Below are 26,286 nucleotides of genomic sequence, written 5' to 3' on the forward strand. Positions count from 1 at the left end.
ATGGCCGTCAATCCGGTGATGAACGGAAATAACAATGTCAACGGGACGCGCGGCGGCACCAGCGCGGATGATTTGACGCAAAGCTTTATGACGCTGCTGGTGGCGCAAATGCAAAACCAGGATCCCACTAATCCGATGGATAATAACCAGCTGACTTCACAACTGGCGCAGTTTAATACCGCCGCCGGCGTCGAGAAATTAAACAGCACGCTGGAGAGCGTCGGCATGTTAGTGGGCAGCATGCAGCAGTTAAATGTGGCGGAGTGGGTCGGACGCGACGTCTATATCGAAGGCGACACCCGCGTCGGATTCGGCGATGACGCAAATCATGACTTTGCTTTTGCGCTGGGCAGCGATGCCGAAACGGTAAAAGTGAATCTGCAGGATGCCAATGGCAATACCTATACCGCCGAACTGAAAAATGTCAAAGCCGGCGTCAATAAATATACGCTGGACGATTTAACCAACTTCCAGCCCGCCACTCCGCCGGCTGACGGCGAATATAGCGTGACCTATTCCGCGTCTACCACCGAAGGGGACGCACCGGAAATTCAGTCGCTGAAAAAAGCCAAAGTAGAGGGCGTTTCTTTTACCCCGACCGGCGCATTAATTCAGCTGGGCAAAGATGGCGCGGTAGGCATTGGCGACATCGTGCAAATTCTTTAATTTCTTTCGCGATTATACGAGTTATTCATTATGGGCTTTTCTCAGGGTTTAAGCGGTCTGAATGCCGCCTCGCAGGCGCTGGATGTGGTCGGCAACAATATTGCCAACTCACAAACCGTCGGCTTTAAATCGGGTTCGATCACCTTCGGCGATGTGTTTGCCGGTTCGCAGGTCGGCATGGGCGTGCAGGTGCTGGGCGTCAACCAGAACTTCGGCGACGGCATTCTCAGCCAGGGCAACAGCAATCTGTCGATGGGCATTCAGGGCAACGGCTTTTTTCGCCTGACCGATGCCGCGGGCAAAATTTTCTACAGCCGCAACGGTGAGTTCACCAAAGACGCCGACGGCTTTATCACCAACAACGGCCTGTACCTGACTGGCTATCAGGCCACCGGCACGCCACCCAGCATTCAGCCGGGCTCGCCGCTCGGACCGATCCAGATCCCGGATACGCAGATGCCGGCCAAAGCCTCCACCAGCGGTAGCCTGCAGGGCAACCTCAACTCCAGCGACGACAACAAAGTGCTGGCCGACTTCGACGCCAGCGATGCCAGCACCTACAACTTCGCCAGCGTGGTGGAAGCCTACGACAGCCTCGGCAACAAGCACACCGTGGATGTTTATTACATCAAAACCGCCGACAACCAGTGGACAGTGAAAACCCGCGATACCTCAGCGCCCGGCAACCCCGAGTTCCAGGAAACTACGCTGCAGTTCAACAGCGCAGGGGAGCTGACCACCACGCCGGCGGAAGTGGACATCATTGGCGCGGCCTTTAAGGGCGGCGATCCGCTTAACTTCAAACTGGATCTGAGCGGCATGACGCAGCAGGCCAGCGACACCGCGATGGAGCCGGCAAAAACTGACGGCTATGAGCCAGGCAAACAGAATGGCTACACCGTCGGCGATAACGGCCAGATCATCGCCTCCTACAGCAACGGCCAGCAGCAGCTGATTGGTCAGGTGGTGCTGTCGAATTTCACCAATCCGGGCGGACTGGCGTCGCAGGGCAATAACACCTGGTCGGCAACGCCGGAATCGGGCCAGGCCACCAACGGTCTCTCCGGTACCGGCAACCTCGGCAAGCTGCACGGCAGCGTGCTGGAGGCGTCCAACGTCGATTTGGGCAAAGAGATGGTCAACATGATCGTCTACCAGCGTAACTACCAGTCCAACTCGCAAACCATCAAAACCCAGTCTGAGCTGCTGCAGACGCTCTCGACGCTGCGGTAAGGGCGGCTATGGATCGCGCGATTTATACCGCCATGGGGGCCGCCAGTGCCGCCATGGATCGCCAGTCGGTTACCGCCGGCAATCTGGCCAACAGCAGCACGCCGGGCTTCCGCGCCCAGCTCAGCGCCACGCGCGCGGTGCCGGTCACCGGTCACGGTGTGCTGACACGCACGCTGGCTACCGCCACCACGCCGTGGCATGCCAGCCAGCAGGGGCCGGTGCAGCAAACCGGCCGCGAGCTGGATGTGGTGCTGCCGGCCGAAGGCTGGCTGGCGGTGCAGCGTGCGGACGGCAGCGAAGCCTACACCCGCAACGGCAGCATTGAGGTCGACAGCGAAGGGCAGCTGCGCATTGCCGGTCTGGCGCTGCTGGGTGACGGCGGACCGCTAACGGTGCCGCCGCAGGCCACGCTGACCGTCGCTGCCGATGGCACCGTCACCGCCCGCGGCGCGGGCGATCAGGCCAATGTGCTGACGCCGGCAGGCCGGCTCAAACTGGTCAGTGCGCCAATCAACAGCCTGCGCCGCAGCGATGACGGCCTGTTTCTCGCGGATAGCGGCGAACTGCCGGCCGATGCGGCGCTGCGGCTGACCAGCGGCGCGCTGGAGGGCAGCAACGTCAGCCCGGCACAGGCGATGGTCGAGATGATCGCCACCGCGCGCGGCTTCGACATGAACATGAAACTGATCGGCAGCGTGGATGAAAACGCGCGCGCCGCTAACCAATTACTGAGCGCGGGCTAAACCGCGCTTCCGGGAGTCAACTGATGATTCGCTCGTTATGGATTGCGAAAACCGGCCTCGAAGCCCAGCAAACCAACATGGACGTGATCTCCAATAACCTGGCCAACGTCTCGACCACCGCCTTTAAGCGCCAGCGGGCGATGTTTGAGGATCTGCATTATCAGACGCTGCGCCAGCCTGGCGCGCAGTCTTCCGAGCAGACCACCATCCCGACCGGCCTGCAGCTTGGCACCGGCGTGCGTCCGGTGGCGACGCAGCGCATTCACAGTCAGGGCAACCTGAGCCAGACCAATAACGCCCACGAAGTGGCGATTGAAGGTCAGGGCTTTTTCCAGGTGCAGATGCCGGATGGCACGCTGGCTTACACCCGCGACGGCTCGTTCCAGCAGGATCAGAATGGTCAGATGGTCACCGCCAGCGGCTACACGCTGATGCCGGGCATTACGCTGCCGGCCGAAGCGGACAAGCTCACCATTGGCGTAGACGGCATGGTCAGCGTCACGGTGCCGGGCCAGACCGCACCGGTGGTGGTCGGGCAGATCTCGCTGGTGACCTTCACCAACGATGCCGGACTGGAGAGCATCGGCGAAAACCTGTATCGCGAAACCCAGTCTTCCGGTGCGCCGAATGAGTCGACGCCTGGTCTGAACGGCGCGGGCAAGCTGAAACAGGGCTATATCGAGGGATCGAACGTCAACGTCGCTGAAGAGCTGGTGAACATGATCCAGACGCAGCGCGCCTACGAGGTCAACAGCAAAGCGGTCTCCACTTCAGACCAGATGCTGCAACGCCTGACGCAACTTTAATGTGCTGGCCGCAGCGCGCGGCCGCCTGACGATCCGCTATGAAACCGTACTCAACAACTTTTTCCGTCGCGCTGGCGCTGTGTCTGGTACTCAGCGGCTGCAGCGTGATGCCGCACGCGCCGTTGGTGCAGGGCGCGACCTCGGCGGCGCCGGTGGTCACACCGGTCAGTGTCACCAATGGCGCTATTTTCCAGACCGGCCAGGCGATGAATTACGGCTATCAGCCGATGTTTGAAGATCGCCGGCCGCGCAACGTCGGCGATACGCTGACCATCCTGTTGCAGGAGAACGTCAGCGCCAGCAAGAGTTCTTCCGCCAGCGCCAACCGTAACGGCAGCGCCGGGCTGGGATTTGATGCGGTGCCGCACGCACTGAGCGGTTTGCTGGGCGGCGATCGCGCCCGGGCGGAGATGAGCGGCAAAAATGATTTCAGCGGCAAAGGTGGCGCGGCGGCGCGTAACACTTTCAGCGGCACGCTCACCGTCACCGTTACCGAACTGCTGGCCAACGGTAACCTGCGCGTGGTGGGCGAAAAGCAGATTGCCATCAATCAGGGCACTGAATTTATCCGTTTCTCCGGCGTGGTGAATCCGCGCACCATCAGCAGCGGCAACACCGTGCCGTCCACTCAGGTGGCGGACGCGCGTATTGAGTACGTCGGCAACGGCTACATCAATGAGGCGCAGCAGATGGGCTGGTTGCAGCGGCTGTTCCTTTCTCTCTCTCCGCTATAGGCACCGACCAATGAACACCTTTCTGATGCGCTGTCTGCTGCTGATGCTGCTGTGCAGCGCCACAGTTCACGCCGAACGCATTCGTGATATCGCCAGCATTCAGGGCGTGCGCAGTAATGCGCTGATGGGCTATGGCTTAGTGGTCGGTCTGGATGGCACCGGCGACCAGACCATGCAGGCACCGTTCACCGGTCAGAGCCTGAATAACATGCTGTCGCAGCTCGGCATTACCGTGCCGCCCGGCGTCAATATGCAGCTGAAAAACATCGCGGCGGTGATGGTGACCGCTGAGCTGCCGCCGTTTGCGCGCAGCGGTGAGAAGATCGACGTAGTGGTTTCATCGCTCGGCAATGCAAAGAGCCTGCGCGGCGGCACGCTGCTGATGACGCCACTGAAAGGTGCCGACAACCAGATTTACGCGCTGGCGCAGGGCAACCTGCTGGTGAGCGGTGCCGGCGCACAGAGCGGCGGTAACCGGGTACAGGTCAATCAGCTCAACGGCGCGCGTATTGACAACGGCGCGACGGTCGAACGCGAAGTGCCGCTGGATTTTGCCGGCCAGGGCGAGCTGCGCCTGCAGCTGCACGAGGAAGATTTCAGCGTGGCGCAGCAGGTCAGTGACGTCATTAACCGTCGCTTTAGCGGCGCGGCACAGGCCGAAGACGCGCGCAGCGTGCGGCTGTATGTACCTGCCACACCGGCGGCCAAAGTGCGTTTCCTCGCCGAGGTGCAGAACCTGCCGCTGCGGGTGGCGGTGATGGATGCCAGAGTCATCGTCAATTCGCGCACCGGTACGGTAGTGATGAACCGGCACGTCACGCTGGATGCCTGCGCGGTGGCGCAGGGCGATCTCACGGTAGAAGTGTTCAATAACCGCGAAGTCAGTCAGCCCGATACGCCCTTCGCCGGCGGCGAAACCGTGGTGACCAATAACACCGAAATCTCAGTGCGCGAGCAGGGCGGTTCGCTGCAGCAGGTTAATACCAGCACCGATTTGAACAACGTGGTGCGCGCCTTAAACCGTCTCGGCGCGACGCCGAATGACCTGATGTCAATTCTGCAGTCAATGAAAAACGCCGGCTGCCTGCGCGCCCGGCTGGAGACCAACTGATGACCGCGCCACACCGTTACGCCGCGTTTGATGTGCAGGGGCTGAGTGCGCTGAAAGGCCAGATGCGCACCGACGGTCGCGGAGCGATGCAGAGCGCCGCGCGGGAAATGGAAGGTCTGTTTGTGCAGGTGATGCTGAAAAGCATGCGTCAGGCCAGCTTCGGCGGCGGTTTGCTGCAGAGCCAGGCGGGCGACATGATGACCTCCCTGTACGATCAGCAGCTGGCGCAGCAGGTGGCGGGACGCGGCGAGCTGGGGCTGGCGCAGATGATGCTAAAGCAGATGGGCGAGCTACCGCAGACGGTGAAGCAGACTGCAGGCACCCGTGTGCCGGAGGTGATGCAGCGCCTGAGTCACAGCCTGGCGCCACAGCCGGCGCAACCGGCGGTGACCTTGCTGCCCGCGCTGGTGGCACCGCTCAACAGCGCGCCGGGCGGCGATCGCCACGACTTTATCCGTCAGCTGATGCAGCCGGCGCTGGCGGTGGCACAGCGTACCGGCATCGATCACCATCTGATTATTGCTCAGGCGGCGCTGGAGTCCGGCTGGGGCCGGGGCGAAATCCGCACCGCCAGCGGCGAGCGCAGCTACAACCTGTTTGGCATCAAAGCCTCTCCCGACTGGCAGGGCAAAACCACCGACATCACCACCACCGAGTTTATCGATGGCGTCGCGACCAAAACCCGCGCCGCGTTCCGCGTCTATGACTCTTTCAGCGAGGCGCTGAGCGATTACGCGCGCTTCATCGCTGACAACCCGCGCTACCGGGCGGTCACCGACGCCGCCAGCGGCGAGCAGGCGGCGCAGGCGTTGCAGCACAGCGGCTACGCCACCGATCCGCACTACGCCAGCAAACTGATCAGCATTATGCAGCGGGTAAAAAGCACGGTGAGCGCCAGCGTCAGCGCTTATCAAACCGATCTCTCAACGCTGTTCTGATTTTTTATTTCAGAAATTTCTGTAATCACCGATGGGTTGAGTAGGGATTTGTCTCAATTTGACCGATTGTACGGGGAAACCATGAATCTGATGTATCTGGCCAGAAATGGTCTGGGCGCCGCGCAGACGGCACTGCACGTTGTCGGCAATAACCTGAGCAATGCCATGACCCCCGGCTACAGCCGCCAGAGCGCGCAGTTCGGCGAAGCCGGTGGCCGTACCACCGCCAACGGTTTTTTTGGTTACGGCACGCAGATCAACGGCATCGAACGCGCTTACAGCGGGTTTGCCAATCAGCAGCTGCGCGACGCCAACAGCAGCTTTATGCAGCATGACGGCCGGCTGTCGCAGCTCAGCCAGATTGACAAGCTGTTCGGTGACGACAGCGCTAACTTCTCGGTTTCCCTGAATAATCTGTTTAAAGGGCTGGAGACGCTGAATGGCGATGCCTCCAGCGCGTCGGCGCGCCAGGCGGCTTATCTGCAATTCACCGCGCTGACCTCGCAGCTTAACACTCAGGGCCAGGCGCTGAACGGCCTGCAGAAAAGCAGTAACAGCCAGATTGAACAGAGTGTCACCGACATCAACGACGTCACGCGTCAGCTGGCCAGCCTGAATGAAGAGATTGGCAAGATTCACGGCCAGACCGGCAATCTGCCGGCCGACCTGCTCGACCTGCGCGACGGCCTGCTGAATAAACTCAGCGGCCAGGTGGGGATTCGCGTCAGTGAAAACAGCGCTACCGGGCGGGTCGACGTCACGCTGGAAAACGGCTTCCCGCTGGTCAACGGCCACAGCGCTTATACGCTGTCGACCGCGCCGTCGGCGGAAGATCCGCTGAAAACCGTGGTGATGTACCGCGATTCCGCCGGTAACGAGCAGCGGCTGGATGAGAGCAAGTTGTCGCACGGCAAACTCGGCGGCCTGTTTACCTTCCGCAATAACGATCTGCTGCAGGCGCGTGATGAACTGAACCAGCTGGCGCTGCAGATGGCGCAGCGTTTCAACACGGTGAACCGTGACGGTTACGACGCGGCGGGCAAGCCCGGCGGCGATATCTTCACCATTCCGCAGCCGGTGGCGCAGGCCAACCGCAACAACCGCGGCAGCGCCACGCTGGACGTCGGCTTCAGCGATATCAGCCAGGTGCAAACCGGCGGCTACACCCTGAGCATGACCGACAGCGGTGACTGGCAGGTGAAAAGCCGCGATGGCCGCGTGGTGCCGCACACGGTGGATGCCAATACCGGGGCGCTGCAGTTTGACGGCCTGAGCATCAGCGTGACGCCGGGGGCCAGTCCGGGCGACAGCTTTAGCCTCAACCCGCTGGATAACGTGGCGGCGCGCCTGCAGGTGGCGCTGAGCAACGGTGACGGCATTGCCGCCTCGGGATCCGCCGATGCCGACGACAAAACCAACAATGAAAACCTCAAAAAAATGCTGGCGATCCAGACCGAAGCGCTGGTGGGCAAAGCAACGCTGAGCGAAGCCTATTCCAGCCTCGTCGGGCGCGTCGGCGCCACCGCCTCGGCAGCAGAAAGCGATGCCACCCAGAGCGCCAAAGCGCTGGAAGCGGCGGCGATGGAGCAGCAGGCGATCGCCGGCGTCGATCTCAACGAAGAGTACATCAGCCTGCAGATGTACACCCAGTACTACCAGGCCAACAGTCAGGTGTTGCAAACCGCGAACACATTGTTTGACGCGCTGTTAAGCCTGTGCTGAAGCGCAATCATTTAAGGGAGGCGGAAATGCGTCTGAGCACACTTTTCCAGTATCAAAACAATCTCAACAGCTTTTCGCGCGGCGTCAGCGCCGGTAACGAGATCTACAACCGGCTGGCCAGCAATAAAAGCGTGCTGACGCCGTCGGACGATCCGGCCGCGGCGGCGCAGGCGGTGCTGTTACAGGACGCGCTGGCGCAAATCGGCCGTTTCGACAGCGCCCGCCAGTCGGCGCGCGCGGCGCTGGAGCTGGAGGACCACACGCTGGGTTCCATCGGCAACGTGCTGACCAAAAACCTGACGGAAAAACTGGTGCAGGCGGGCAACGATGGCGTGTCAGATGCCGACCGCGCCGCGCTGGCCACCGAACTGGAAGGCATTCGCAACAGCCTGCGCGATCTGGGCAACGCGCGCGACGGCCAGGGGAATCCGATCTTTGCCGGCTACAAAACCGGTCAGGCACCGTTTGACGACAGCGGCAACTATCGCGGCGGCGACACTGCGCTGTCAGGCCAGGTGGCGGACAACGTGGAGATGGCGCTGGGCCATACCGGGCGCGAGCTGTTTATGAGTGGCAGCGCCGACGATCTGTTGCAGCAGCTGGATAAAGCTATCGCAGCACTGAAACAGCCGGTTAACGATGACGCGGACCGCAGCGCGCTGCGCAGCACGCTGGAGGAGGTCAGCGGCTCGGTGCGCAAAGGCATCGATAACCTCGGCAAGCTGCAGGCGGAAGTCGGTACCCGACTGCAGCAGCTGGACGCGCTGGATCAGTCGGCGGCCACCCAGCAGCTGGATCTTACCGCGCGGCTGGAGCAGACCGTGGGCTCGGATTACGACACTCTGATCGGTCTGATTGGCCAGTCGAAAATGTCAGAATTCTCGCTGAACGCCTCGATGATGGTGTTTCAGAGCATGCAAAAAATGTCGCTGTTCAACATGACGCGCTAAGGCTTCATCTTTCACCAGACGCCGGAGCGGCGTCAGAGGACACTATGTTTAAGAATCTCAAAATTGCTACCGCGATCACCAGTATCATTGCCTTTTTCACCGCCATGCTGGTAGTGGCGCTGGCGTTCAGCGTGCTGAAAGCGGTCTCCAACAAAGCCAACTTCGAAGAGGCGCAGGTCTCGACCGTCAACAATAACGCGATGCAGGACGCGATGTTCAACCTCAACGGCTCGCTGGCGCAGATCCACAGCATGCTGTTGCAGAAGGCGCTCGAGCGGCCGGTCAGCCAGCAGGCGGTTGAGCAGGTACGTGAACGCCTGGTACTGGCGCGTCGCGGCATGGATACCTACATCGGCACGCCGTTTAACAGTGACGAAGAGCAGGCTGCAGCCAATGCGCTGGATAAGCAGTTTGATCTGGTGATGGCGATTGCGCAGAACAACCTCAACTCGCTGGATAATCCGCTCAGCGTGATTGAGGGGCTGCGTCATGAAATCGACAACCGTAATCTGATGCGTGAAAGACTGGCGCAGTACAGTGAAATTAATGATCGCTACAACCGCCAGCTGATCGAAACGGCTGAAGGTGATTATCGTCAGATGGTCGGCATGGCCATCGTGATGCTGCTGATCTCGGCGCTGCTGCTGCTGCTGGCGCGCATCTGGGTGAAGCGCGTGCTGGTGACGCGCATGGCGGAAACAACCGTTTCTATTCAGCGCATCGCACAGGGCGATCTGACGCAGCGCATCGACGCCGGTAATGAAAACGAGCTGGGCCTGATGCTGAAAGAGCTGGAGGCGATGCGCCTGTCATTAATCAGTACCGTCTCCGGTATCCGTGAAGGGGTAGGGCGCATTTACGCCAATGCGCAGGAGATCGCCAACGGCAACAATAACCTCTCGTCGCGCACCGAAGAGCAGGCCTCGGCGCTGCAGCAGACTGCCGCCAGCATGGAAGAGATCAAAACCACCGTGCGCCAGAATGCTGATAACGCGCATAACGCGCGTCAGCTGGCCGACAGCGCCAGCAAAAACGCGCGCAGCGGCGGCGAAGTGATGACGCGACTGGAAGAGATCATGCAGCAGATCAGCAAGAGCTCGCGCCAGATCGCTGACATCAACGGCGTGATTGACAGCATCGCCAACCAGACTAACATCCTGTCGCTTAACGCCGCGGTGGAAGCGGCGCGGGCCGGTGAGCAGGGACGCGGCTTTGCGGTGGTAGCGGAAGAGGTGCGTAACCTGGCGCGCCGCAGTGCCGACGCGGCGAAAGAGATCAATGAGCTTATCGTCAACACCGTGGCAATAATGGAGACCGGTACGCTGCAGGTCAGCAATGCCAGCTCGGTGATGCGCGACATCGTCAGTTCGGTCAGCCAGGTCACCGATATCATGGGTGAAATCACCCTTGCGTCAGACGAGCAGAGCGCCGGTATCAATCAGATCGCCCAGGCCGTGAATGAGATGGATCTGGTGACGCAGCAGAACGCCACGCTGGTGGAAGAGGCGGCGGCGGCGGCCAGCAATCTGGAGAGCCAGTCGGAAACGCTGGAGAATATTGTCAGCCAGTTTGCGCTGGATAATCAGCCAGCGGCGTTTAGCGCCAGCAAACCGCTGCCGGCGCTGCGTCCGGTAAAACATCAGGAAGCCGAGTGGGAAACATTTTAATTTATTCCTGCTAACTATGTTATTCCCGCCCCGATAAAGCAGCGGAATGCGCAATATTATAACGCCTTATCACGCTTTGTAATATTGCGCCTCTCCGCAATAATGGCTCTCCGGTTTACAGGAGAATCAGACATTGTGAACGGTATTTACACCTCCAGTGGCGTTGAAAATAAAAATGACCTGTGGAAGCGTTACGGACATTTAGTCCGTCAGGAAGCGCTGCGTTTGCAGGTGCGCCTGCCGGCCAGCGTGGAACTCGACGATTTAATTCAGGCCGGCTCGCTGGGTTTTTTATCCGCCATTGACAGCTTCGATCCGAAAAAAGGCGTGGCAATAAGTGCCTATATTATTCAGCGCGTGCGCTGGGCGCTGATGGATGAATTACGCGAGCGTGACTGGGTGCCGCGCCGTGTACGCACCCATGCCAGAGAAATGGCCGCGGTCATTCAGCGGCTGGAACAACAAACCGGGGCCGCGGCGGAAGAAAAAGAGATTGCGCGGGAAATGGGTATCAGCCTGCAGGAATATCACGCCATGCTGCATGATACCAATCTCAGCCAGATCTATTCGCTGGACGAACTGCAGGAAGAGTTTGCCGATGCCTTTGAAAAGCCGGAAGCCGAGCACGAGCAGCTCAATCCACTGCATGGCCTGCTGCAGCAGAATATGGCGGCGCGTATCAGTGCGGAAATTAAATTCCTGCCGCAGCGCGAGCAGCTGTTGCTGAGCCTCTATTATCAGCAGGAACTGAATATGCGTGAGGTCGCATCGCTGCTGGATCTCACTGAAACGCGGGTGAGCCAGTTGCACAGCCAGGCTATCAAGCGTTTACGCGCCAGACTGGATGCCCGCGAGGCGCGGTAATCGGGTAAGAAAAGACCTTTTCCCCGATTAATCCTAAAGAGTTAGGGCGCCATTTTGCAGCCGGGATTAATGCTTTAATAATGCTATCTTTGACAAATTAATCTTACATTAAGCTTGGTAATCATAAGGTTAGAGCGGTATTTAAGGTTTGTCTTATTTCTTGTTTTTGACAGAATCGATGCGCTACCATTTGCTCAGACATTCAGCTGAACCGATTCATTTTATAACTGCATCATTCAGCCGCTGTCACAGTACGAATACGGTACGATGGGGTTTGCGCAACGTGAAATGTTATTAAATTGGGATGTTTGTAACGTTTCTTCGAATCATCGGCATAACGCATTTACATGTCAGAGCACGTTTTCACCGTGAGCATTATTCTGCTCAGGACGCACTGCATCTGAATGCCTGGAATAAGACCTTAGCGCCGGATTAATCACCTGGCCTGTCAGGAAATCGTCATGACTCACGATAACGAACATATTCAAAGCATCCACGATATTAATCTTTCCTATTTATTACTGGCACAACAACTGATTCGTCAGGACAAAGTCGCAGCAGGTTTTCGCCTCGGCCTGAATGACGCTACCATCGATATGCTGAAAAATCTGCCGCTGCCCAAGCTGATTAAACTGGCTTCTACCAATCAGCTTATTTGCCGCCTGCGGGTCGATGATGATGTGGTGATTGATAACCTGACCAAAGATTCGCGTATTGAAGCGCTGCAGCAGATTCACACCGGTATTATTCTGTCGACCAATTTACTGAACTCACTGAGTGAAACCAGTGCCGCGGCACAATAAGGCAATCGTCATGAACGAGAAAAGTATTCTTAATGAAGTGCGTGAAGTGAATATTGCCATGGAGCTGATTTCACTGGGTGCACGCATGCAGGTGCTGGAGAGTGAAACCCAGCTGAGCCGTCGTCGTTTACTGAAACTCTATAAAGAACTGCGCGGCGAGCCGCCGCCGAAAGGCATGCTGCCCTTCTCCGAAGACTGGTTTATGGCGTGGGAACAGAATATTCATTCGTCGATGTTTTACAATATTTACCTCTATCTGCAAAAAACCGAACATTTCCGGCCGATTGAGGCCACGTTAAAAGCCTACCGTCTTTATCTCGAACAGTGTCCGGCCACGCCCGGGGAAAAACAGGTGCTGGGGCTGACCCGCGCCTGGACGCTGCTGCGTTTCATTGACTGCGGCATTATCCAGTACAAGCAGTGCGACTGCTGCGGCGGCGGCTTTGTGGTGACCAAAGACAGCGCGCGCGATCCCTTTGTTTGCAGCCTGTGTTCTCCGCCGTCACGTGCGGTAAAAAAATATCCTGACGTGGTGCACAACCAGTGCAGCGCGCCGTTTGCCGCCCTGCAATGGCACGCCGGCTAATCCCGGCGGCGCGGCAGTTACTTTGAAGGAAGTCACGTGTTAGTTCTTCTCGGTTATCTGGTGGTTCTGCTCACGGTGTTTGGCGGCTTTGCCCTGACCGGTGGCCAGCTCGGCGCGCTGTATCAGCCCACCGAGCTGTTAATTATCGGCGGTGCCGGTGTCGGTGCCTTTATCGTTGGCAACAATGGCAAGGCGCTGAAAGCGGTGCTTAAAGCCGTTCCCTCGCTGCTGCGCGGCTCACGCTATAACAAAGCCATCTACATGGATTTGATGGCGATGATGTTCCTGCTGCTGAGCAAAAGCCGGCGCGGCGGATTAATGGCGCTGGAAAAAGACATCGAAGATCCGGCCAACAGTCAGATCTTTTCCGCCTATCCGCGCCTGCTGGCCGACAAAACGCTGCTGAATTTTCTGGTCGATTATCTGCGCCTGATGGTGAGCGGCAACATGAATGCCTTTGAGATCGAAGCGCTGATGGACGTCGAGATTGAAACGCTGGAGCACGAGCATGAAGTGCCGGCGCACAGCCTTAACAGCATCGGCGACGCCTTTCCGGCGTTTGGCATCGTGGCGGCGGTCATGGGCGTGGTCAACGCGCTGGCTGCGGCGGATCGTCCGGCGGCTGAGCTGGGCATCCTGATTGCGCACGCCATGGTCGGTACCTTCCTCGGCATTCTGCTGGCCTACGGTTTTATCCTGCCGCTGGCTTCACTGCTGCGGCAGAAGAGCGCCGAGCACATCAAAATGCTGCAGTGTATTAAGGTGATGCTGCTCTCCAGCCTGAACGGCTATGCGCCGCAAATCGCCGTCGAGTTTGGCCGCAAGACGCTGTTCTCCACCGAGCGTCCGGATTTTGTCGAGCTGGAAGAACATGTCCAGCAGGTGAAGTTTAACGATAGCGGCAGTGCGGAAGAGAAATCATGAATTCCCCGCCTCCCATCATTGTGGTGCGCAAGCGCAAACCGAAGAAACACGCCCATCACGGTGGCTCCTGGAAAATCGCCTACGCCGACTTTATGACGGTGGTGATGGCGTTTTTTATGGTGATGTGGCTGCTCTCCACCGCGACGCCGGAGCAGCGTCAGGGCATCGCCGACTATTTCAAGACGCCGCTGAAAGTGGCGCTGTCGCACGGCGACAAAGCCAGCCTGAGCAGCAGTGCCATCCCCGGCGGCGGCGAGGATCCGATGAAGCAGGAGGGCGAGGCGCTGCGTTATAAGCTGGAGCAGATTGATCAGCAGCAACAACAGCAGGCGCTGCAGCACAGCCTTGAGCAGCTGCAGGCGCTGATGCAGCAGGACCCGCGCCTGACGCCCTATACCTCCAACTTACGTCTCTCGCTGACGACGGATGGCCTGCTGATTCAGATTGTCGATACCCGCGATCGGCCGATGTTTCGCATTGGCCAGGCGCAGGTTGAACCCTGGATGCGCGGCATTCTGCAGGCGATTGTGCCGGTGCTGAATGCCATTCCCAACCAGATTAGCGTGACCGGTCATACCGATTCACTGCCCTACAGCGGCGGCGAGGCCGGTTACAGCAACTGGGAGCTCTCCAGCGATCGCGCCAACGCCTCGCGCCGGGTGATGGTAGCCGCCGGCCTGGCCAGTCAGAAATTTTTACGCGTGATTGGCAGCGCCAGCATGCTGAGCCTGAGCGATCTGCCGCCGGATGATCCGACCAACCGGCGCATCAGCCTGCTGGTGCTCAGCGCGCTCAAAGCGCGCGCCATCGTGGCGGAAGACAGCGCGGCTGCGGTAGATCCGCAGGTCGCTGCCACGCTGCGCACGCTATCACCCGCGATTTCACCGCAACCCATGCCCGCCTCTGAACAGTAAACAGGTTACCCCGAATGGACGTCAGTGATTTTTACCAAACCTTCTTTGAAGAAGCCGACGAGCTGCTGGCAGATATGGAACAACATCTGCTGCGGCTCGACGTGGCGGCGCCTGACAAAGAGATGCTTAACGCGATTTTCCGTGCCGCGCACTCCATCAAGGGCGGCGCCGGCACCTTTGGTTTTATCGTGTTGCAGGAAACCACGCACATTATGGAAAACCTGCTGGATGACGCGCGGCAGGGCAAGCTGTCGCTCACCAGCAACATCATCAATCTGTTTCTGGAAAGCAAAGACATTATGCAAAGTCAGCTCGATGCGTATAAAGCCTCGCAACAACCCGATCAGGCCAGTTTTCACGCCATCTGCGAAGCGCTGCGCCAGATTGCGCTGGCGGATAAACAGCCGCCGGCCGAAGTGGTTGAGCCGCAGCCGGTCGCGGTTGTGGTTCCGTCCGGCGCTGATGAGCAGACGCTGATGGTGACGCTGCGCGAGGTGGCGCAACACGAACAGGCGCTGCTGCTGGAAGAGCTGGCGCACCTCGGTGCGGTGGTGCAGCAGGCGAGTAGTGACACGCAGTTGCAGGTTGAATTGCGCAGCACGGCGTCGGCGGAGGAGATCAGCGCGGTGCTGTGCTTTGTGCTGGACGCCGGACAAATCAGCGTCAGCGTGAAAGCGGAACCGGTTGCTCCGGTGCTGAGCGCGCCGGCCAGCGCGGTGGCGGAGACGGTCAGCGCGCGCCAGGCAACAGCCGCACCGCGCGCCGCTGCAGCGGAATCGGGCAGTATTCGCGTCGCGGTGGAGAAGGTCGATCAAATCATCAATCAGGTCGGCGAGCTGATCATTACCCAGGCGATGCTGTCGCAGCTGTCCGGGGTGCTCGATCCGGCGCATCATCATGCGCTACTCAGCAGTATCGGCCAGCTGGAGCGCAACGCGCGCGATCTGCAGGAGTCGGTGATGTCGGTGCGCATGATGCCGATGGAGTACGTGTTCAGCCGTTTTCCGCGTCTGGTGCACGACCTCGGCGGCAAGCTGCAGAAAGAGATTGAGCTGACGCTGAAGGGCGGTTCTGCCGAGCTGGATAAAAGCCTGATTGAACGCATCATCGATCCGCTCACGCATCTGGTGCGTAACAGCCTCGATCACGGCATCGAGCCGGTTGAGGTGCGCGTGCAGAAGGGTAAACCGGCGAAAGGCAACCTGACGCTGTCGGCGGAGCATCACGGCGGCAATATCGTCATTGAGGTGACCGATGACGGCGCCGGGCTGAACCGCGAGAAGATCCTGGCGCGCGCCCACAAGCAGGGGTTAAGCATCAGTGATAACGCCAGCGATGAAGAGGTGTGGATGCTGATTTTTGCCGCCGGCTTCTCGACCGCCGAGCAAGTGACCGATGTCTCCGGACGCGGCGTCGGCATGGACGTGGTGCGCCGTAACATTCTGGCGATGGGCGGGCACGTCGAGGTACATTCCGAAGCCGATCGCGGTACCACCATCCGCATTATTTTGCCGCTGACGCTGGCGATCCTCGACGGTATGTCGGTGATGGTTGGCGATGAAGTCTATGTGCTGCCGCTCAGCAGCGTGATGGAGTCACTGCGTCCGTCTGACAGCATGCTCAACCGCCTGGCGGGCGATGAGCAGCTGCTGCAGGTGCGCGGTGAGTACCTGACGCTGATTGAGCTGAAGCAGGTGTTTGCGATCCCCGGTGCGCCGCGCCAGACGCGCGACAAGATTGCGGTGATAGTGCAGAGCGCCGGCTGCCGCTATGCGCTGCTGGTGGACCAGCTGATTGGCCAGCATCAGGTGGTGGTGAAGAACCTGGAAATGAACTATCGCAAAGTGCCGGGTGTTTCCGCCGCCACCATTCTCGGCGACGGCAGCGTGGCGCTAATCCTCGATGTCGTCGGTCTGTCGACGCTGGCAAAAAGTCAGAAACTCGAACACAAACACGGTTAAGCCTGAATGAAAAATGAATGCGGGAGCACGCAATGAATCTGGTCGGTACAGATAAGCTGGTGGTCGATAATAAGATGGGTCACGAATATCTGATTTTTACCCTCGGCAATGAAGAGTACGGTATTGAAATTTTAAAGGTGCAGGAGATTCGCGGTTACGATCGCGTCACGCGCATTCCTAACGCACCGGAGTTTATTACTGGCGTGACTAATCTGCGCGGTGTGATTGTGCCGATTGTCGATCTGCGGGTGAAATTCCAGCTCGGTGCGGCGGATATTAATCAGGATACGGTGATCATCGTGCTGAATTTGCACGAGCGTATTGTCGGCATTGTGGTTGATGGCGTGTCGGACGTGCTGGCGTTAAATGATGAGCAGATTCGTCCGGCACCGGATTTCTCTGCCACGCTGTCGACCAAATATTTGCTGGGTCTCGGTTTGCTTAATGAGCGCATGCTGATTCTGGTGGATATCGAGAAGCTGTTAAATAGCGAAGAGATGCAGATTATTGCGCGCCTGGCAGAAAACGCGCAGGCCTGAGTTGTTTGTTCTGACCCTGATGCCGCATCGTGATAGTACGGTGCGGCTTTTTTTATGTCTGGCGTATTGCGTGTCGGGATCGGCTACCCGTGCGCTTGCCGGGCAACTCCTCGCGCCGCTGCGCGGTACCTGCGGTTTTCCCGCCACGCCGGACGGACCGGCCGGTATCGGTCATCCTGACCGGCCCGGCCTGATTCCCGCGTCCTGCGGGAATCTCCTGGCGTGACGTAAAAACCTCAGCGCTGCGGCGCCCTTGCAACCGCACGGGTAGTCGCTCCCCCATCATTCCGTGCAGTTTGCGGCATAAAATAATGTTGCCGGCGGATTATCGCGGGCAGCATTTTTTAAGCCGGTCAGACGGGTGTTTGACGGTCGCCATAAATGGCGATCCTACAGCGTATTGCGGTGTTTATTAGGGGATTGCGGTGTGTATTGACGGTCACCATAGATGGCGAGCCTACAGAGGATTGCGTTGTGTATTGACGGTCACCATAGATGGCGAGCCTACAGGGGATTGCGTTGTGTATTGACGGTCGCCATAAATGGCGACCCTACAGGGGATTACGGTGTTTATTGATGGTCGCCATAAATGGCGACCCAACGGCGGATTGCCGTGTTTTTGGTGATCACCAGAATGGCGACCCAACGGCGGCTGGCCGTGTTTTTTGTAGGGTGCGCATTCATGCGCACCGTCAGGCAGGTCAGTGATTAACGCAGCAGAGACAGCACGTTCTGCGGTACCTGGTTGGCCTGCGCCAGCACTGAGGTACCTGCCTGCTGCAGGATGTTGGCGCGGTTCATGGTGGAAACTTCTGAAGCGAAGTCCGCATCCAGAATACGTGAACGGGATTCCGCCAGGTTCGTCACGGTGCTGTCGAGGTTGGTGATCACCGAGGCAAAACGGTTCTGAGTCGCACCCAGGTGTGAGCGCAGGGTATCAACCTGTGCCAGCGCGTCATCCAGATCTTTCAGCGTGCTTGGTGCAGCCAGCTGAATTTGCTCTTCAGTTGCATCGGCGCCTTTCGCGAAGGTCACGGTGCCCGCGGCATCAAACGTTGGCGTCATGACAGTGGCCACATCAGCGCCTTTATCATCTTTACCAATCGCCACAAATACATCTTTACCCGCATCGTCGGTGTATTTATAGATATCACCTGAGCCGGTGGCGGTGAAGGCTGCATCTTTCGCCGCTTTCAGCGTGGCGTCATCCAGCTTCACTTCCACGTCGTCAGCGCCCGCTTTGCCTTTCAGCGTGGTACCCGCCGCCAGTTTGGTCGAATTAGAAATATTCGAGATATCCAGCTTGTCCAGGCCCAGGGTTTCGGTGTTCATTTTGCTCAGGTTGATCTCGATGGTTTCGCCATCGTTTTTGCCTACCTGGAACTTCAGAGACTGATCTTCGCCCAGCACTTTCACGCCGTTGAATTCGGTCTGCTCAGAGATACGGTTGATTTCTGACAGGCGCGAGCTGATCTCTTCCTGGATTGACTTACGGTCAGACTCAGAGTTGGTGCCGTTCTGCGCCTGCAGCGCCAGACGACGGATATTCTGCAGGTTATCGTTCACCTCATTCAGCGCACCTTCGGTGGTCTGCGCGATGGAGATACCGTCGTTGGCGTTACGTGATGCCTGTGACAGACCGGTGATGCTGGCGGTGAAACGGTTGCTGATGGCCTGACCGGCGGCATCGTCTTTGGCGCTGTTAATACGCAGGCCGGAAGAGAGGCGCTGGATCGCGGTGCCCAGAGAGCCCTGAGATTTGTTCAGGTTGTTCTGAGCAACCATGCTGAGTGCGTTGGTATTAATGACCTGGGCCATGATGTTTCCTTATTGAATTAAAATAACCACAACGTGCTGAGAAAATACAATGCGTCGCGCTGACGCTTACCTATTCCATCGGTGCCGGATGAATTCCCTAAAATATTTTTTCAGCAAAAAATTGCACGCTGTATCAAAGCCGGGAAATGCGCGCACTTCTGGCGCTAATTAAGCGCTTTGTTTTTGGTGGTGAGAAATTAATAGCCGGATAAGCGCGCGACTCTGCGGCGGCGGTGAATTTTTATGTCCAGGCGAAAGGGAAAAAATTAAACTTATTGGCGCAATCCCCGATGTCCTTAATAGACACAGCGAATTGCTGCACACCTCGATTATAGGGAGAATCATATGGCAGGCTTCTCATCGCTCGGTATCGGCTCCGGCATTGATACCGGCGCAATGCTGGAACAGATCCAGCAGGCAGAGCTGACCCGATTAAAACCTTACGCCACTCTGCAAACCAATTATCAGGGCAAAATATCCGCGTGGGGGCAAATCAGCAGCGCGCTGGATAAATTAAAAGACAGCGTAAAGGGATTGACCGATAACGGCTTCAGCACGCTGACGCCGGGCAAAAACGACGCCTTCACCGTGACCCTCGGGAAAGGCGCCAGCGCCAATACTCATAAAGTGGTGGTCCACGAGCTGGCCGCCGCGCACAAACTGGCGACGGCGGGACAGGAGAAAAAGGATCAGCTGCTGGGCGGTGATGAGGCAACACGCACCCTGACCATCACCACCGGTGACGGTGAAAAGCTGGATATCGAGCTGAGCAAAGATGAAACTTCGCTGGAGCAGATCGCCAAAAAAATCAACAAGGCCGATGGCGACGTCACGGCCTCGGTGCAGCGCACCGATTATGGCTACCAGCTGGTGCTCACCGCGAAGAAATCCGGAGAAGACGGCAGGATGTCAGTTGCGGTGACCGGCGACGATAAGCTGGATGGCCTGCTCAATACCGACCCAAACATTGGCACCATCGAAGAGAAAGTCGCGGCGAAAAATGCCGAACTGAGCGTCGACGGCATCAAATACACCCGCTCCAGCAACAATATCTCCGACATCATCGATGGCGTGACGCTGGAGCTCAAGGCCAAATCCAAAGATCAGACGGAAGGCGAACAGCTCACCCTGACCAAAGATAACAGCGCCATCAAAACCACGCTGAAGAGCTTCGTCGAGCAGTACAACGCGCTGCAAAAACTGGTGGGCACTGCCAGCAAGTTTGACCAGGACGGCGCGAAAAAAGACGGCGGCGGCAGCAACGGCGTGCTGATGGGTGACATCATGCTGCGCGGCATGATGAGTGAAATCCGCACCTCGATTAACGGCGTGGTGGGTGAGGGCACGGCAGATGTGTCGTCGCTGGCCGATATTGGCATCACTATCGACACCGCCAGCGGCGAAATGCGCCTCGACGAGAAAAAACTCGATGCGGCAGTGGCCGATCATCCCGAAGCGATCGGCGAAATGTTCATGGGGCGGGGCGAAAAAACCGGCATCGCCGGCCAGCTCAACGCCATCTTCGATCAGTACCTCGGCGATGGCACCTCAAAGGATAAAGGCGCGATCAAGCTGGCCACTGATGGGCTGGATGAGCAGGTCAAGCGCATGCAGGAGCAGATTGATCGTACCCAGGCGCTGATCGACAAAAACGTCGAGCGCTATCGGCAGCAGTTTATCGCGCTGGAAAAGACCATGGCGCAGATGAACAGCATGAGTAACCAGCTCTCCTCGGTGATTGCCACCCTGTGATAGCTTCCGCGGCGGCGCACAGCGCCGTCGGTCAGATAACGGAGTCATTATGTATTCACCGGCCGGACGGCACAGCTATGCGCGACTGGATCTGGAAACCCAGCTGGCGGGCGCGTCACCGCATCAGCTGATTACCATGCTGCTGGATGGCGCGCTCAACGCCATGCAGCGCGCGCGCATCTACTTTGAGAAAGGCAACGTGGCGCGGCGCGGCGAAATGCTGTCGCGCGCCATCAATATCATCGATAACGGTCTGCGCCCGGCGCTGGATCATGAGGTCGGTGGTGAAATCGCACAGCAGCTGGAGAGCCTGTACGACTATGTCTCGCGCACCCTGCTGAAAGCCAATCTTACCCATTCAGCGGCAGAACTGCCCGCCGCGATTGACGTTATCGCCACGCTTTCCCGCACCTGGAAAGAGATTGAACCCAAGGTAAAAGCGACCCGCCATGGCTAATTCCCGACTGACATCTGAATATGAACAGATTTTTTTACTGAACCTGTCGCTGCTGGAGATGGCGCGTCAGGGCAGCTGGCAGGACTTCTCCCGGCTGGCAGAAAATTATGTGGTGCAGCTCAATCAGCTGATGCAGCACCAGCCGGCGCTGGAAGCGTGCGAGCGTGAAGAGCTGAAGCAGATTCTGCAAACGCTGCTGGATAATGAAAACGAGATGATGCAGGCGCTGAGCCAGCGGCTGACGACGCTGAAGCAGGAGATGGTGACGCTGGGACGCGGCAAACAGTGTACCCAGGCGTATGCCAGCCTGTTGCCCACACGCATGCACTAACGCGCAGGGCGTTTTATCTGCCGTTTAAAGCGGCTGATAAAGCGTCTTGCTCCTTAACGATAATTCACCGTCAGCTGATTACTGACGATCTGCACCTGCGGTAACAGCGCGCCCTTAGTGGCCACGCTATAAACAAAGCGAAACGGACCGGCCGCCGCAAAGTGCGCACCGGGCCGCAGCGTGCCCTGTAATCCCTCCAGCCTGAGACAGCGATCCACGCTGCACAGCTTAATACCCAGTCCCGGCGGTGCCGCGCGCAGTAGCGTAATCCGCCAGCTGAGCTGCGTGACGCTAGCCGCAGGCGGCAGCGCGCGCGGTGCGCGCAGTTCGGGCGTGGTCAGCAGCTGACCGCCGACCTGCAGCTGACCACCCGCCCGCGTGGCCTGCCACGACCCGGCGGCCTGCGCGCCGAACGGCAGCGCGCTGATCAGCAGCAGCAGGGCGCGCTTTTTCACTCCGGACCGCCAATCAGATAGGTCATGCGCACGCTGCGGTTACTGCTGATCTCCTGGCTGGCCAGTACCGCCAGCTGCGGAAACACGCGGCGCAAAAAGCGCGACAGCATCAGACGCAGCGGCTGATTCACCAGCAGCACCGGCGGTGCCCCAATCGCTTCCTGTTGCAGGATGGCTTTCTCCGTATGTTTGATCAGCTTTTCCGTGATGCCGGGCTCAATCGGGCTGCCGTTCTGCGTAGCCTGAATCAGCAGGCGCTCAAGATTGAGATCCAGGCCAATCACCTGCAGTTCATCATTCCCCGGGAACCACTGCTGGGTAATGGCGCGGCCGAGCCGCACCCGCACCTGGGCAGTTAAGTCGTCGGCATCGCTCAGCTGCGGCGCAAATTCAGCCAGCGTGTCGATGATGGTGCGCATGTCGCGAATCGACAGCTGTTCGGTCAGCAGATTCTGCAGCACTTTATGGAAGGTGGTGAGTGAGATCACACCGGGGATCAGATCCTCAACCAGCTTTGGCATCTCTTTGGTCAGGCGGTCCAGCAGCTGTTGCGCCTCCTGTCGGCCAAACAGCTCCTCGACGTGGGTGGCGATCAGCTGGTTAAGGTGAGTGGCGATCACCGAACTGGGATCGACCACGGTGTAGCCAAGCGTCTGCGCCTGCTCGCGCATCACTTCATCAATCCATACCGCCGGCAGACCAAACGCCGGTTCCTGGCACGGCGTCCCGGCGATGTCACCTTCGGCGCAGCCGGGATCGATCGCCATCCAGCGATCCGGGAAGCTTTCGCTGCGGCCAATTTCAACGCCTTTGAGCAGAATGCGGTAGTGCGTCGGCGGTAAATCGAGGTTGTCCTTCACGTGCACCGACGGCGGCAGAAAACCGCGTTCCTGGGCAAATTTCTTGCGGATGCCGCGAATACGCGTCAGCAGCTGGCCCTGCTGGTCACTGTCGACCATCGGGATCAGCCGGTAGCCGACCTCCAGCGCCAGCGTATCTTCGATCTCCACATCCGACCAGGAGGCTTCACTCACCTGCGCGGCCTCGGCACTTTTCGCCTCGGCGGCGCGCTGCGCTTTATCCTGGGCGGCTGCATCCGGCTGGCCCTCTTTGCCGCGCAGCCACCACGCCAGCGCCAGCAGCGCGGCGGTAAACAGCAGAAACACCAGGTTCGGCATGCCGGGAATCATTCCCAGCAGGCCAATTACCCCGGCCGCCAGCACCATTACGCGCGGATTGCGGAACAGCTGGCTGACCATCTGTTCGCCGACATCCTGCTCGCTGGCCACGCGCGTCACAATCACGCCGGCTGCGGTAGAGATGATCAGCCCGGGGATCTGCGCCACCAGGCCGTCGCCGATGGTCAGCAGGGTATAAGTCGTGGCGGCATCGCCGAAGCTCATGTCGTGCTGGCCGACGCCAATCACCAGCCCGCCGAGAATATTGATGGCCATGATCAGCAGCCCGGCGATGGCGTCGCCGCGCACAAATTTGCTGGCACCGTCCATCGAACCGTAAAAATCCGACTCCTGCGTGACGTCCTGGCGACGGCGGCGCGCCTCCTCTTCGCCGATAATGCCGGCGTTCAGGTCGGCATCAATCGCCATCTGCTTGCCGGGCATGCCGTCCAGCACAAAGCGCGCGCCGACTTCGGCAATACGTCCGGCGCCTTTGGTGATCACCATAAAGTTAATGATGATCAGAATGACGAACACGATAATGCCGATGGCAAAATTGCCGCCCACCAGAAAGTGGCCGAACGCTTCCACTACCTGACCGGCCGCACTGTCGCCGGTATGGCCGTTCATCAGAATCACGCGCGTCGAGGCGATATTCAGCGCCAGCCGCAGCAGCGTGGAAAACAGCAGCACGGTGGGGAAGGCGGAAAAATCCAGCGTGTTCTGGGTGAACATCGCCACCAGCAGAATCATCAGTGACAGCACGATGTTAAAGGTAAACAGCAGATCCAGCACAAACGGCGGCAACGGCAGAATCATCATCGCCATGATGGTCATGATCAGCACCGGACCGGCGAGGATCTGCCACTGCGTCTGGCGCAGATTGGGCAGGCGAAGTTTGGTGGTTAAACTGGACATCACTCAGGGTTCTCACGGGCAAAATCCAGCGCCGCGGGCACCGGAAGATTAGCAGGGGTTTGCGGCGCCAGGCCGTAGCCTTTACGCCAGCGGCGCAGGCTATAGACCCAGGCCAGCACTTCCGCCACGGCGGTATACAGACTGGCGGGGATGGCTTCACCGATTTCGCAGTGGCGATAGAGCGCCCGCGCCAGCGGTGGCGCTTCCAGCATCGGGATGGCATGTGCGCTGGCTGCTTCGCGGATGCGCAGCGCAATCTCGCCCGCGCCTTTTGCCAGCACCACCGGCGCGGCCATCTTGTCTTCGCTGTAGGCGAGGGCCACCGAATAGTGCGTCGGGTTGTTGACGATTACGTCGGCTTTCGGCACATCGGCCATCATGCGGCTGCGCGCGGCGTTGCGCTGGATCTGGCGAATGCGTCCTTTCACGTGCGGGTCGCCTTCGCTCTGTTTGAATTCGTCGCGAATCTCCTGGCGGCTCATGCGCAGCTTTTTCAGGTGGCTGATTAGCTGCCAGAAGATGTCGTAGCCGACCATCGGCAGCGCGGCCAGCACCACCAGCAGCAGGCAGCGCGACAGCAGGCGCAGGCCGTCGTGCACGCCGCTGCCGAGCGGCTGCCACAGCAAATGGATAAAGGCGTTTTTGTTGGCCAGCAGAAACACGCCGCAGGCCACCGCCGCCAGCGTCACTTTCAGCACGCCTTTCAGCAGTTCGCTCAGCGTTTGCGCCGACAGCATGCGCTTCAGGCCTTTCAGCGGCGACAGGCGGGTGACATCCAGCCTGATGGCTTTCGCGCTCAGCGTTACGCCGCCGAGCAGGGCCGGGGCGCACAGGGCGGTGAGCAACAGACCGGCCGCCAGCGGCAGCATGGCCAGCAGCGCCAGCTTAAGTAGCGCACCAGCCTGCAGCAGCATCTGCTGCGGGTCGAACGCACTGGCGCGCTCAATCTGCAAACCCTGCTGTAACAGCGCCAGCAGCTGATGCGCCAGCCGCTCGCCACCCAACAGCAACAAGCCCCAGCCCACCAGCAGCAACAGCACCGAGGTCAGCTCGCGCGAACGCGGGATCTGTCCTTCTTCCCGTGCCTTTGCCAGCCGCTGGGGCGTGGGGTCTTCGGTTTTTTCGACGTCGCTCTCGTCTGCCATGTTTCAATCCGGACGCTTAAAACCCGAGGGAATCCAGCAGGTCATCCACCTGCTCCTGGGTCGCCACGACGCCGGCGCGTGACTGATCGATCTGCGGGCCATTCTTCAGGCTGGTGTTGTGCAGCATGGCGCTCGGCAGAATCTCCGGCATGTTCTCAATCAGCACCTGAATCAGTTCGTTCTCAACGCTCTCAATCAGCGTCATCATGTTCTGAATCACCTGACCGGTGAGATCCTGGAAATCCTGCGCCATCATGATCGCCATCAGCTGCTCGTTGGTTTGCCGGGTAATTTCCGGCGTAGCGGCGAGAAACGCGCGGGTGTCGATCACCAGTTCGCGCGCCTGCGACAGCGGCTGCGGCTCGTCAAACCAGGCATCCCAGCGCGCGGTCAGGGCGCTGGCACGCTCGCCGAGCTCGACCTGCAGCGGGCGGGCGATCTCGACGCTGGTCAGCGCGCGATCCGCCGCCTGCGAGGTTTTGCCCACCACATAGTTGAGACGCTCGCGCGTGTCCGGAATCGCTTCGGCCACCTCCATGATGGCGCGATCGAGACCGAGGTTGGCCACGCTGTCGCGCAGCTGGCGCGTCAGTTGTCCGATACGGGAAAAAATCTCTTTGAAGTTATCGGTGGCTTCTTTGTTTTGTGCCCCTTCCATCGTTACCACCCAAGTTTTTCGAAGATTTTGCCGAGTTTTTCCTCGAGCGTGGCGGCGGTGAACGGTTTCACCACGTAACCGCTGGCACCGGCCTGCGCGGCGGCGATGATGTTCTCTTTCTTGGCTTCGGCGGTCACCATCAGCACCGGCATGGTGCGCATGGCGGCGTCGTTACGGATAGCGGTCAGCAGCTCCAGACCGTCGAGGTTGGGCATGTTCCAGTCGGTGATGACGAAATCGATATTGCCGCCGCGCAGCTTGTTCAGCGCATCCTGGCCATCTTCCGCCTCGTCAATATTGCTGTAGCCCAGCTCCTGCAGCAGGTTGCGCACAATGCGGCGCATGGTGGCAAAATCATCTACCACTAAAAAACGCAGGTGGGGGTTGGCCATGAAATCATTCCTCTTAATCAA

The 26,286-nt window shown here is 59.0% G+C and carries 27 protein-coding genes; 21 read left to right on the top strand and 6 right to left on the bottom strand.

Annotated features, from left to right (window positions below; genetic code table 11):
- The 18 genes from C1Y43_RS16060 (at position 1) to C1Y43_RS23835 (ending at position 17,387) form a co-directional block, all read left to right on the top strand.
- Entirely contained in the window at positions 1-666 is a 666-nt protein-coding gene (locus C1Y43_RS16060) for a flagellar hook assembly protein FlgD (protein WP_058757439.1), read from the top strand.
- Between the two features lie 30 nt (positions 667-696).
- The gene (gene flgE, locus C1Y43_RS16065; RefSeq protein WP_088517764.1) at positions 697-1,899 is read left to right on the top strand and encodes a flagellar hook protein FlgE; all 1,203 of its coding nucleotides are present in this window, start codon (positions 697-699) and stop codon (positions 1,897-1,899) included.
- 8 nt (positions 1,900-1,907) lie between these two features.
- A complete protein-coding gene (locus tag C1Y43_RS16070) occupies positions 1,908-2,642 on the top strand; it encodes a flagellar basal body rod protein FlgF (protein ID WP_058757441.1) in 735 nt (244 codons plus the stop codon).
- A 23-nt stretch (positions 2,643-2,665) separates the two neighbouring features.
- Positions 2,666-3,448 (top strand): flagellar basal-body rod protein FlgG, encoded by a 783-nt coding sequence (gene flgG / locus C1Y43_RS16075; protein ID WP_058757442.1) that lies wholly within the window; start codon positions 2,666-2,668, stop codon positions 3,446-3,448.
- A gap of 38 nt (positions 3,449-3,486) precedes the next feature.
- Positions 3,487-4,182: a flagellar basal body L-ring protein FlgH gene (locus C1Y43_RS16080; RefSeq protein WP_104188896.1), complete on the top strand. Its 696-nt coding sequence runs from the start codon at positions 3,487-3,489 to the stop codon at positions 4,180-4,182.
- A gap of 10 nt (positions 4,183-4,192) precedes the next feature.
- A complete protein-coding gene (locus C1Y43_RS16085; RefSeq protein WP_058757444.1) occupies positions 4,193-5,293 on the top strand; it encodes a flagellar basal body P-ring protein FlgI in 1,101 nt (366 codons plus the stop codon).
- Positions 5,293-6,231, top strand: coding sequence for a flagellar assembly peptidoglycan hydrolase FlgJ (gene flgJ / locus C1Y43_RS16090; protein ID WP_104188898.1), 939 nt, complete (start codon positions 5,293-5,295; stop codon positions 6,229-6,231). Before C1Y43_RS16085 ends, flgJ begins: the two co-directional genes overlap by 1 nt.
- Before the next feature lie 81 nt (positions 6,232-6,312).
- Positions 6,313-7,953 (top strand): flagellar hook-associated protein FlgK, encoded by a 1,641-nt coding sequence (flgK, locus tag C1Y43_RS16095; protein ID WP_104188900.1) that lies wholly within the window; start codon positions 6,313-6,315, stop codon positions 7,951-7,953.
- 26 nt (positions 7,954-7,979) lie between these two features.
- Positions 7,980-8,903, top strand: coding sequence for a flagellar hook-associated protein FlgL (gene flgL, locus C1Y43_RS16100; protein ID WP_104188902.1), 924 nt, complete (start codon positions 7,980-7,982; stop codon positions 8,901-8,903).
- 44 nt (positions 8,904-8,947) lie between these two features.
- A complete protein-coding gene (locus C1Y43_RS16105) occupies positions 8,948-10,570 on the top strand; it encodes a methyl-accepting chemotaxis protein (protein WP_104188904.1) in 1,623 nt (540 codons plus the stop codon).
- A 135-nt stretch (positions 10,571-10,705) separates the two neighbouring features.
- Positions 10,706-11,434 (top strand): RNA polymerase sigma factor FliA, encoded by a 729-nt coding sequence (locus tag C1Y43_RS16110; protein WP_088517770.1) that lies wholly within the window; start codon positions 10,706-10,708, stop codon positions 11,432-11,434.
- 461 nt (positions 11,435-11,895) lie between these two features.
- Positions 11,896-12,237 (top strand): flagellar transcriptional regulator FlhD, encoded by a 342-nt coding sequence (flhD, locus tag C1Y43_RS16115; RefSeq protein ID WP_058757450.1) that lies wholly within the window; start codon positions 11,896-11,898, stop codon positions 12,235-12,237.
- Between the two features lie 10 nt (positions 12,238-12,247).
- Positions 12,248-12,823, top strand: coding sequence for a flagellar transcriptional regulator FlhC (flhC, locus tag C1Y43_RS16120; protein ID WP_058757451.1), 576 nt, complete (start codon positions 12,248-12,250; stop codon positions 12,821-12,823).
- A 36-nt stretch (positions 12,824-12,859) separates the two neighbouring features.
- Positions 12,860-13,747, top strand: coding sequence for a flagellar motor stator protein MotA (gene motA / locus C1Y43_RS16125; RefSeq protein ID WP_104188906.1), 888 nt, complete (start codon positions 12,860-12,862; stop codon positions 13,745-13,747).
- The gene (gene motB, locus C1Y43_RS16130; RefSeq protein ID WP_088517773.1) at positions 13,744-14,661 is read left to right on the top strand and encodes a flagellar motor protein MotB; all 918 of its coding nucleotides are present in this window, start codon (positions 13,744-13,746) and stop codon (positions 14,659-14,661) included. The genes motA and motB overlap by 4 nt, the downstream gene beginning before the upstream one ends.
- A gap of 14 nt (positions 14,662-14,675) precedes the next feature.
- Entirely contained in the window at positions 14,676-16,622 is a 1,947-nt protein-coding gene (gene cheA / locus C1Y43_RS16135) for a chemotaxis protein CheA (RefSeq protein ID WP_104188907.1), read from the top strand.
- Positions 16,623-16,654: 32 nt separating this feature from the next.
- On the top strand, positions 16,655-17,161 hold the full coding sequence (locus C1Y43_RS16140; RefSeq protein ID WP_104188909.1) for a chemotaxis protein CheW: 507 nt from the start codon (positions 16,655-16,657) through the stop codon (positions 17,159-17,161).
- 70 nt (positions 17,162-17,231) lie between these two features.
- Positions 17,232-17,387 (top strand): hypothetical protein, encoded by a 156-nt coding sequence (locus C1Y43_RS23835; protein ID WP_158252669.1) that lies wholly within the window; start codon positions 17,232-17,234, stop codon positions 17,385-17,387.
- Positions 17,388-17,869: 482 nt separating this feature from the next.
- On the opposite strand, the gene C1Y43_RS16145 is transcribed toward C1Y43_RS23835, so the two are convergent.
- On the bottom strand, positions 17,870-18,979 hold the full coding sequence (locus C1Y43_RS16145; protein WP_104188911.1) for a FliC/FljB family flagellin: 1,110 nt from the start codon (positions 18,977-18,979) through the stop codon (positions 17,870-17,872).
- A gap of 345 nt (positions 18,980-19,324) precedes the next feature.
- Here C1Y43_RS16145 and fliD point away from each other — a divergent pair, with 345 nt between their 5' ends.
- The 3 genes from fliD to C1Y43_RS16160 are packed head-to-tail and all read left to right on the top strand — an operon-like array spanning position 19,325 to position 21,519.
- Positions 19,325-20,731, top strand: coding sequence for a flagellar filament capping protein FliD (gene fliD, locus C1Y43_RS16150; protein ID WP_104188913.1), 1,407 nt, complete (start codon positions 19,325-19,327; stop codon positions 20,729-20,731).
- 49 nt (positions 20,732-20,780) lie between these two features.
- Positions 20,781-21,188 (top strand): flagellar export chaperone FliS, encoded by a 408-nt coding sequence (gene fliS / locus C1Y43_RS16155; RefSeq protein WP_058757458.1) that lies wholly within the window; start codon positions 20,781-20,783, stop codon positions 21,186-21,188.
- Positions 21,181-21,519 carry a flagellar protein FliT gene (locus C1Y43_RS16160; protein WP_104188915.1) on the top strand — a complete coding sequence of 113 codons (339 nt, stop codon included), beginning with the start codon at positions 21,181-21,183 and terminating at the stop codon, positions 21,517-21,519. The genes fliS and C1Y43_RS16160 overlap by 8 nt, the downstream gene beginning before the upstream one ends.
- 53 nt (positions 21,520-21,572) lie before the next feature.
- Here C1Y43_RS16160 and C1Y43_RS16165 read toward each other — a convergent pair whose 3' ends face one another.
- Genes C1Y43_RS16165 through cheY form a run of 5 tightly spaced genes read right to left on the bottom strand, consistent with a single transcriptional unit; the run spans position 21,573 to position 26,265 of the window.
- On the bottom strand, positions 21,573-21,974 hold the full coding sequence (locus tag C1Y43_RS16165) for a flagellar protein FlhE (protein ID WP_233209846.1): 402 nt from the start codon (positions 21,972-21,974) through the stop codon (positions 21,573-21,575).
- Positions 21,971-24,070: a flagellar biosynthesis protein FlhA gene (gene flhA, locus C1Y43_RS16170; RefSeq protein WP_088517778.1), complete on the bottom strand. Its 2,100-nt coding sequence runs from the start codon at positions 24,068-24,070 to the stop codon at positions 21,971-21,973. Before flhA ends, C1Y43_RS16165 begins: the two co-directional genes overlap by 4 nt.
- The gene (gene flhB / locus C1Y43_RS16175) at positions 24,070-25,215 is read right to left on the bottom strand and encodes a flagellar biosynthesis protein FlhB (RefSeq protein WP_104188917.1); all 1,146 of its coding nucleotides are present in this window, start codon (positions 25,213-25,215) and stop codon (positions 24,070-24,072) included. The genes flhA and flhB overlap by 1 nt, the downstream gene beginning before the upstream one ends.
- A 16-nt stretch (positions 25,216-25,231) precedes the next feature.
- The gene (gene cheZ, locus C1Y43_RS16180; RefSeq protein ID WP_058757463.1) at positions 25,232-25,873 is read right to left on the bottom strand and encodes a protein phosphatase CheZ; all 642 of its coding nucleotides are present in this window, start codon (positions 25,871-25,873) and stop codon (positions 25,232-25,234) included.
- Positions 25,874-25,875: 2 nt separating this feature from the next.
- A complete protein-coding gene (gene cheY, locus C1Y43_RS16185) occupies positions 25,876-26,265 on the bottom strand; it encodes a chemotaxis response regulator CheY (protein WP_058757464.1) in 390 nt (129 codons plus the stop codon).
- Positions 26,266-26,286: the final 21 nt, after the last annotated feature.

Origin of the sequence: Pantoea sp. ICBG 828, assembly GCF_002928355.1 — a bacterium.
Taxonomy (GTDB): domain Bacteria; phylum Pseudomonadota; class Gammaproteobacteria; order Enterobacterales; family Enterobacteriaceae; genus Pantoea; species Pantoea dispersa.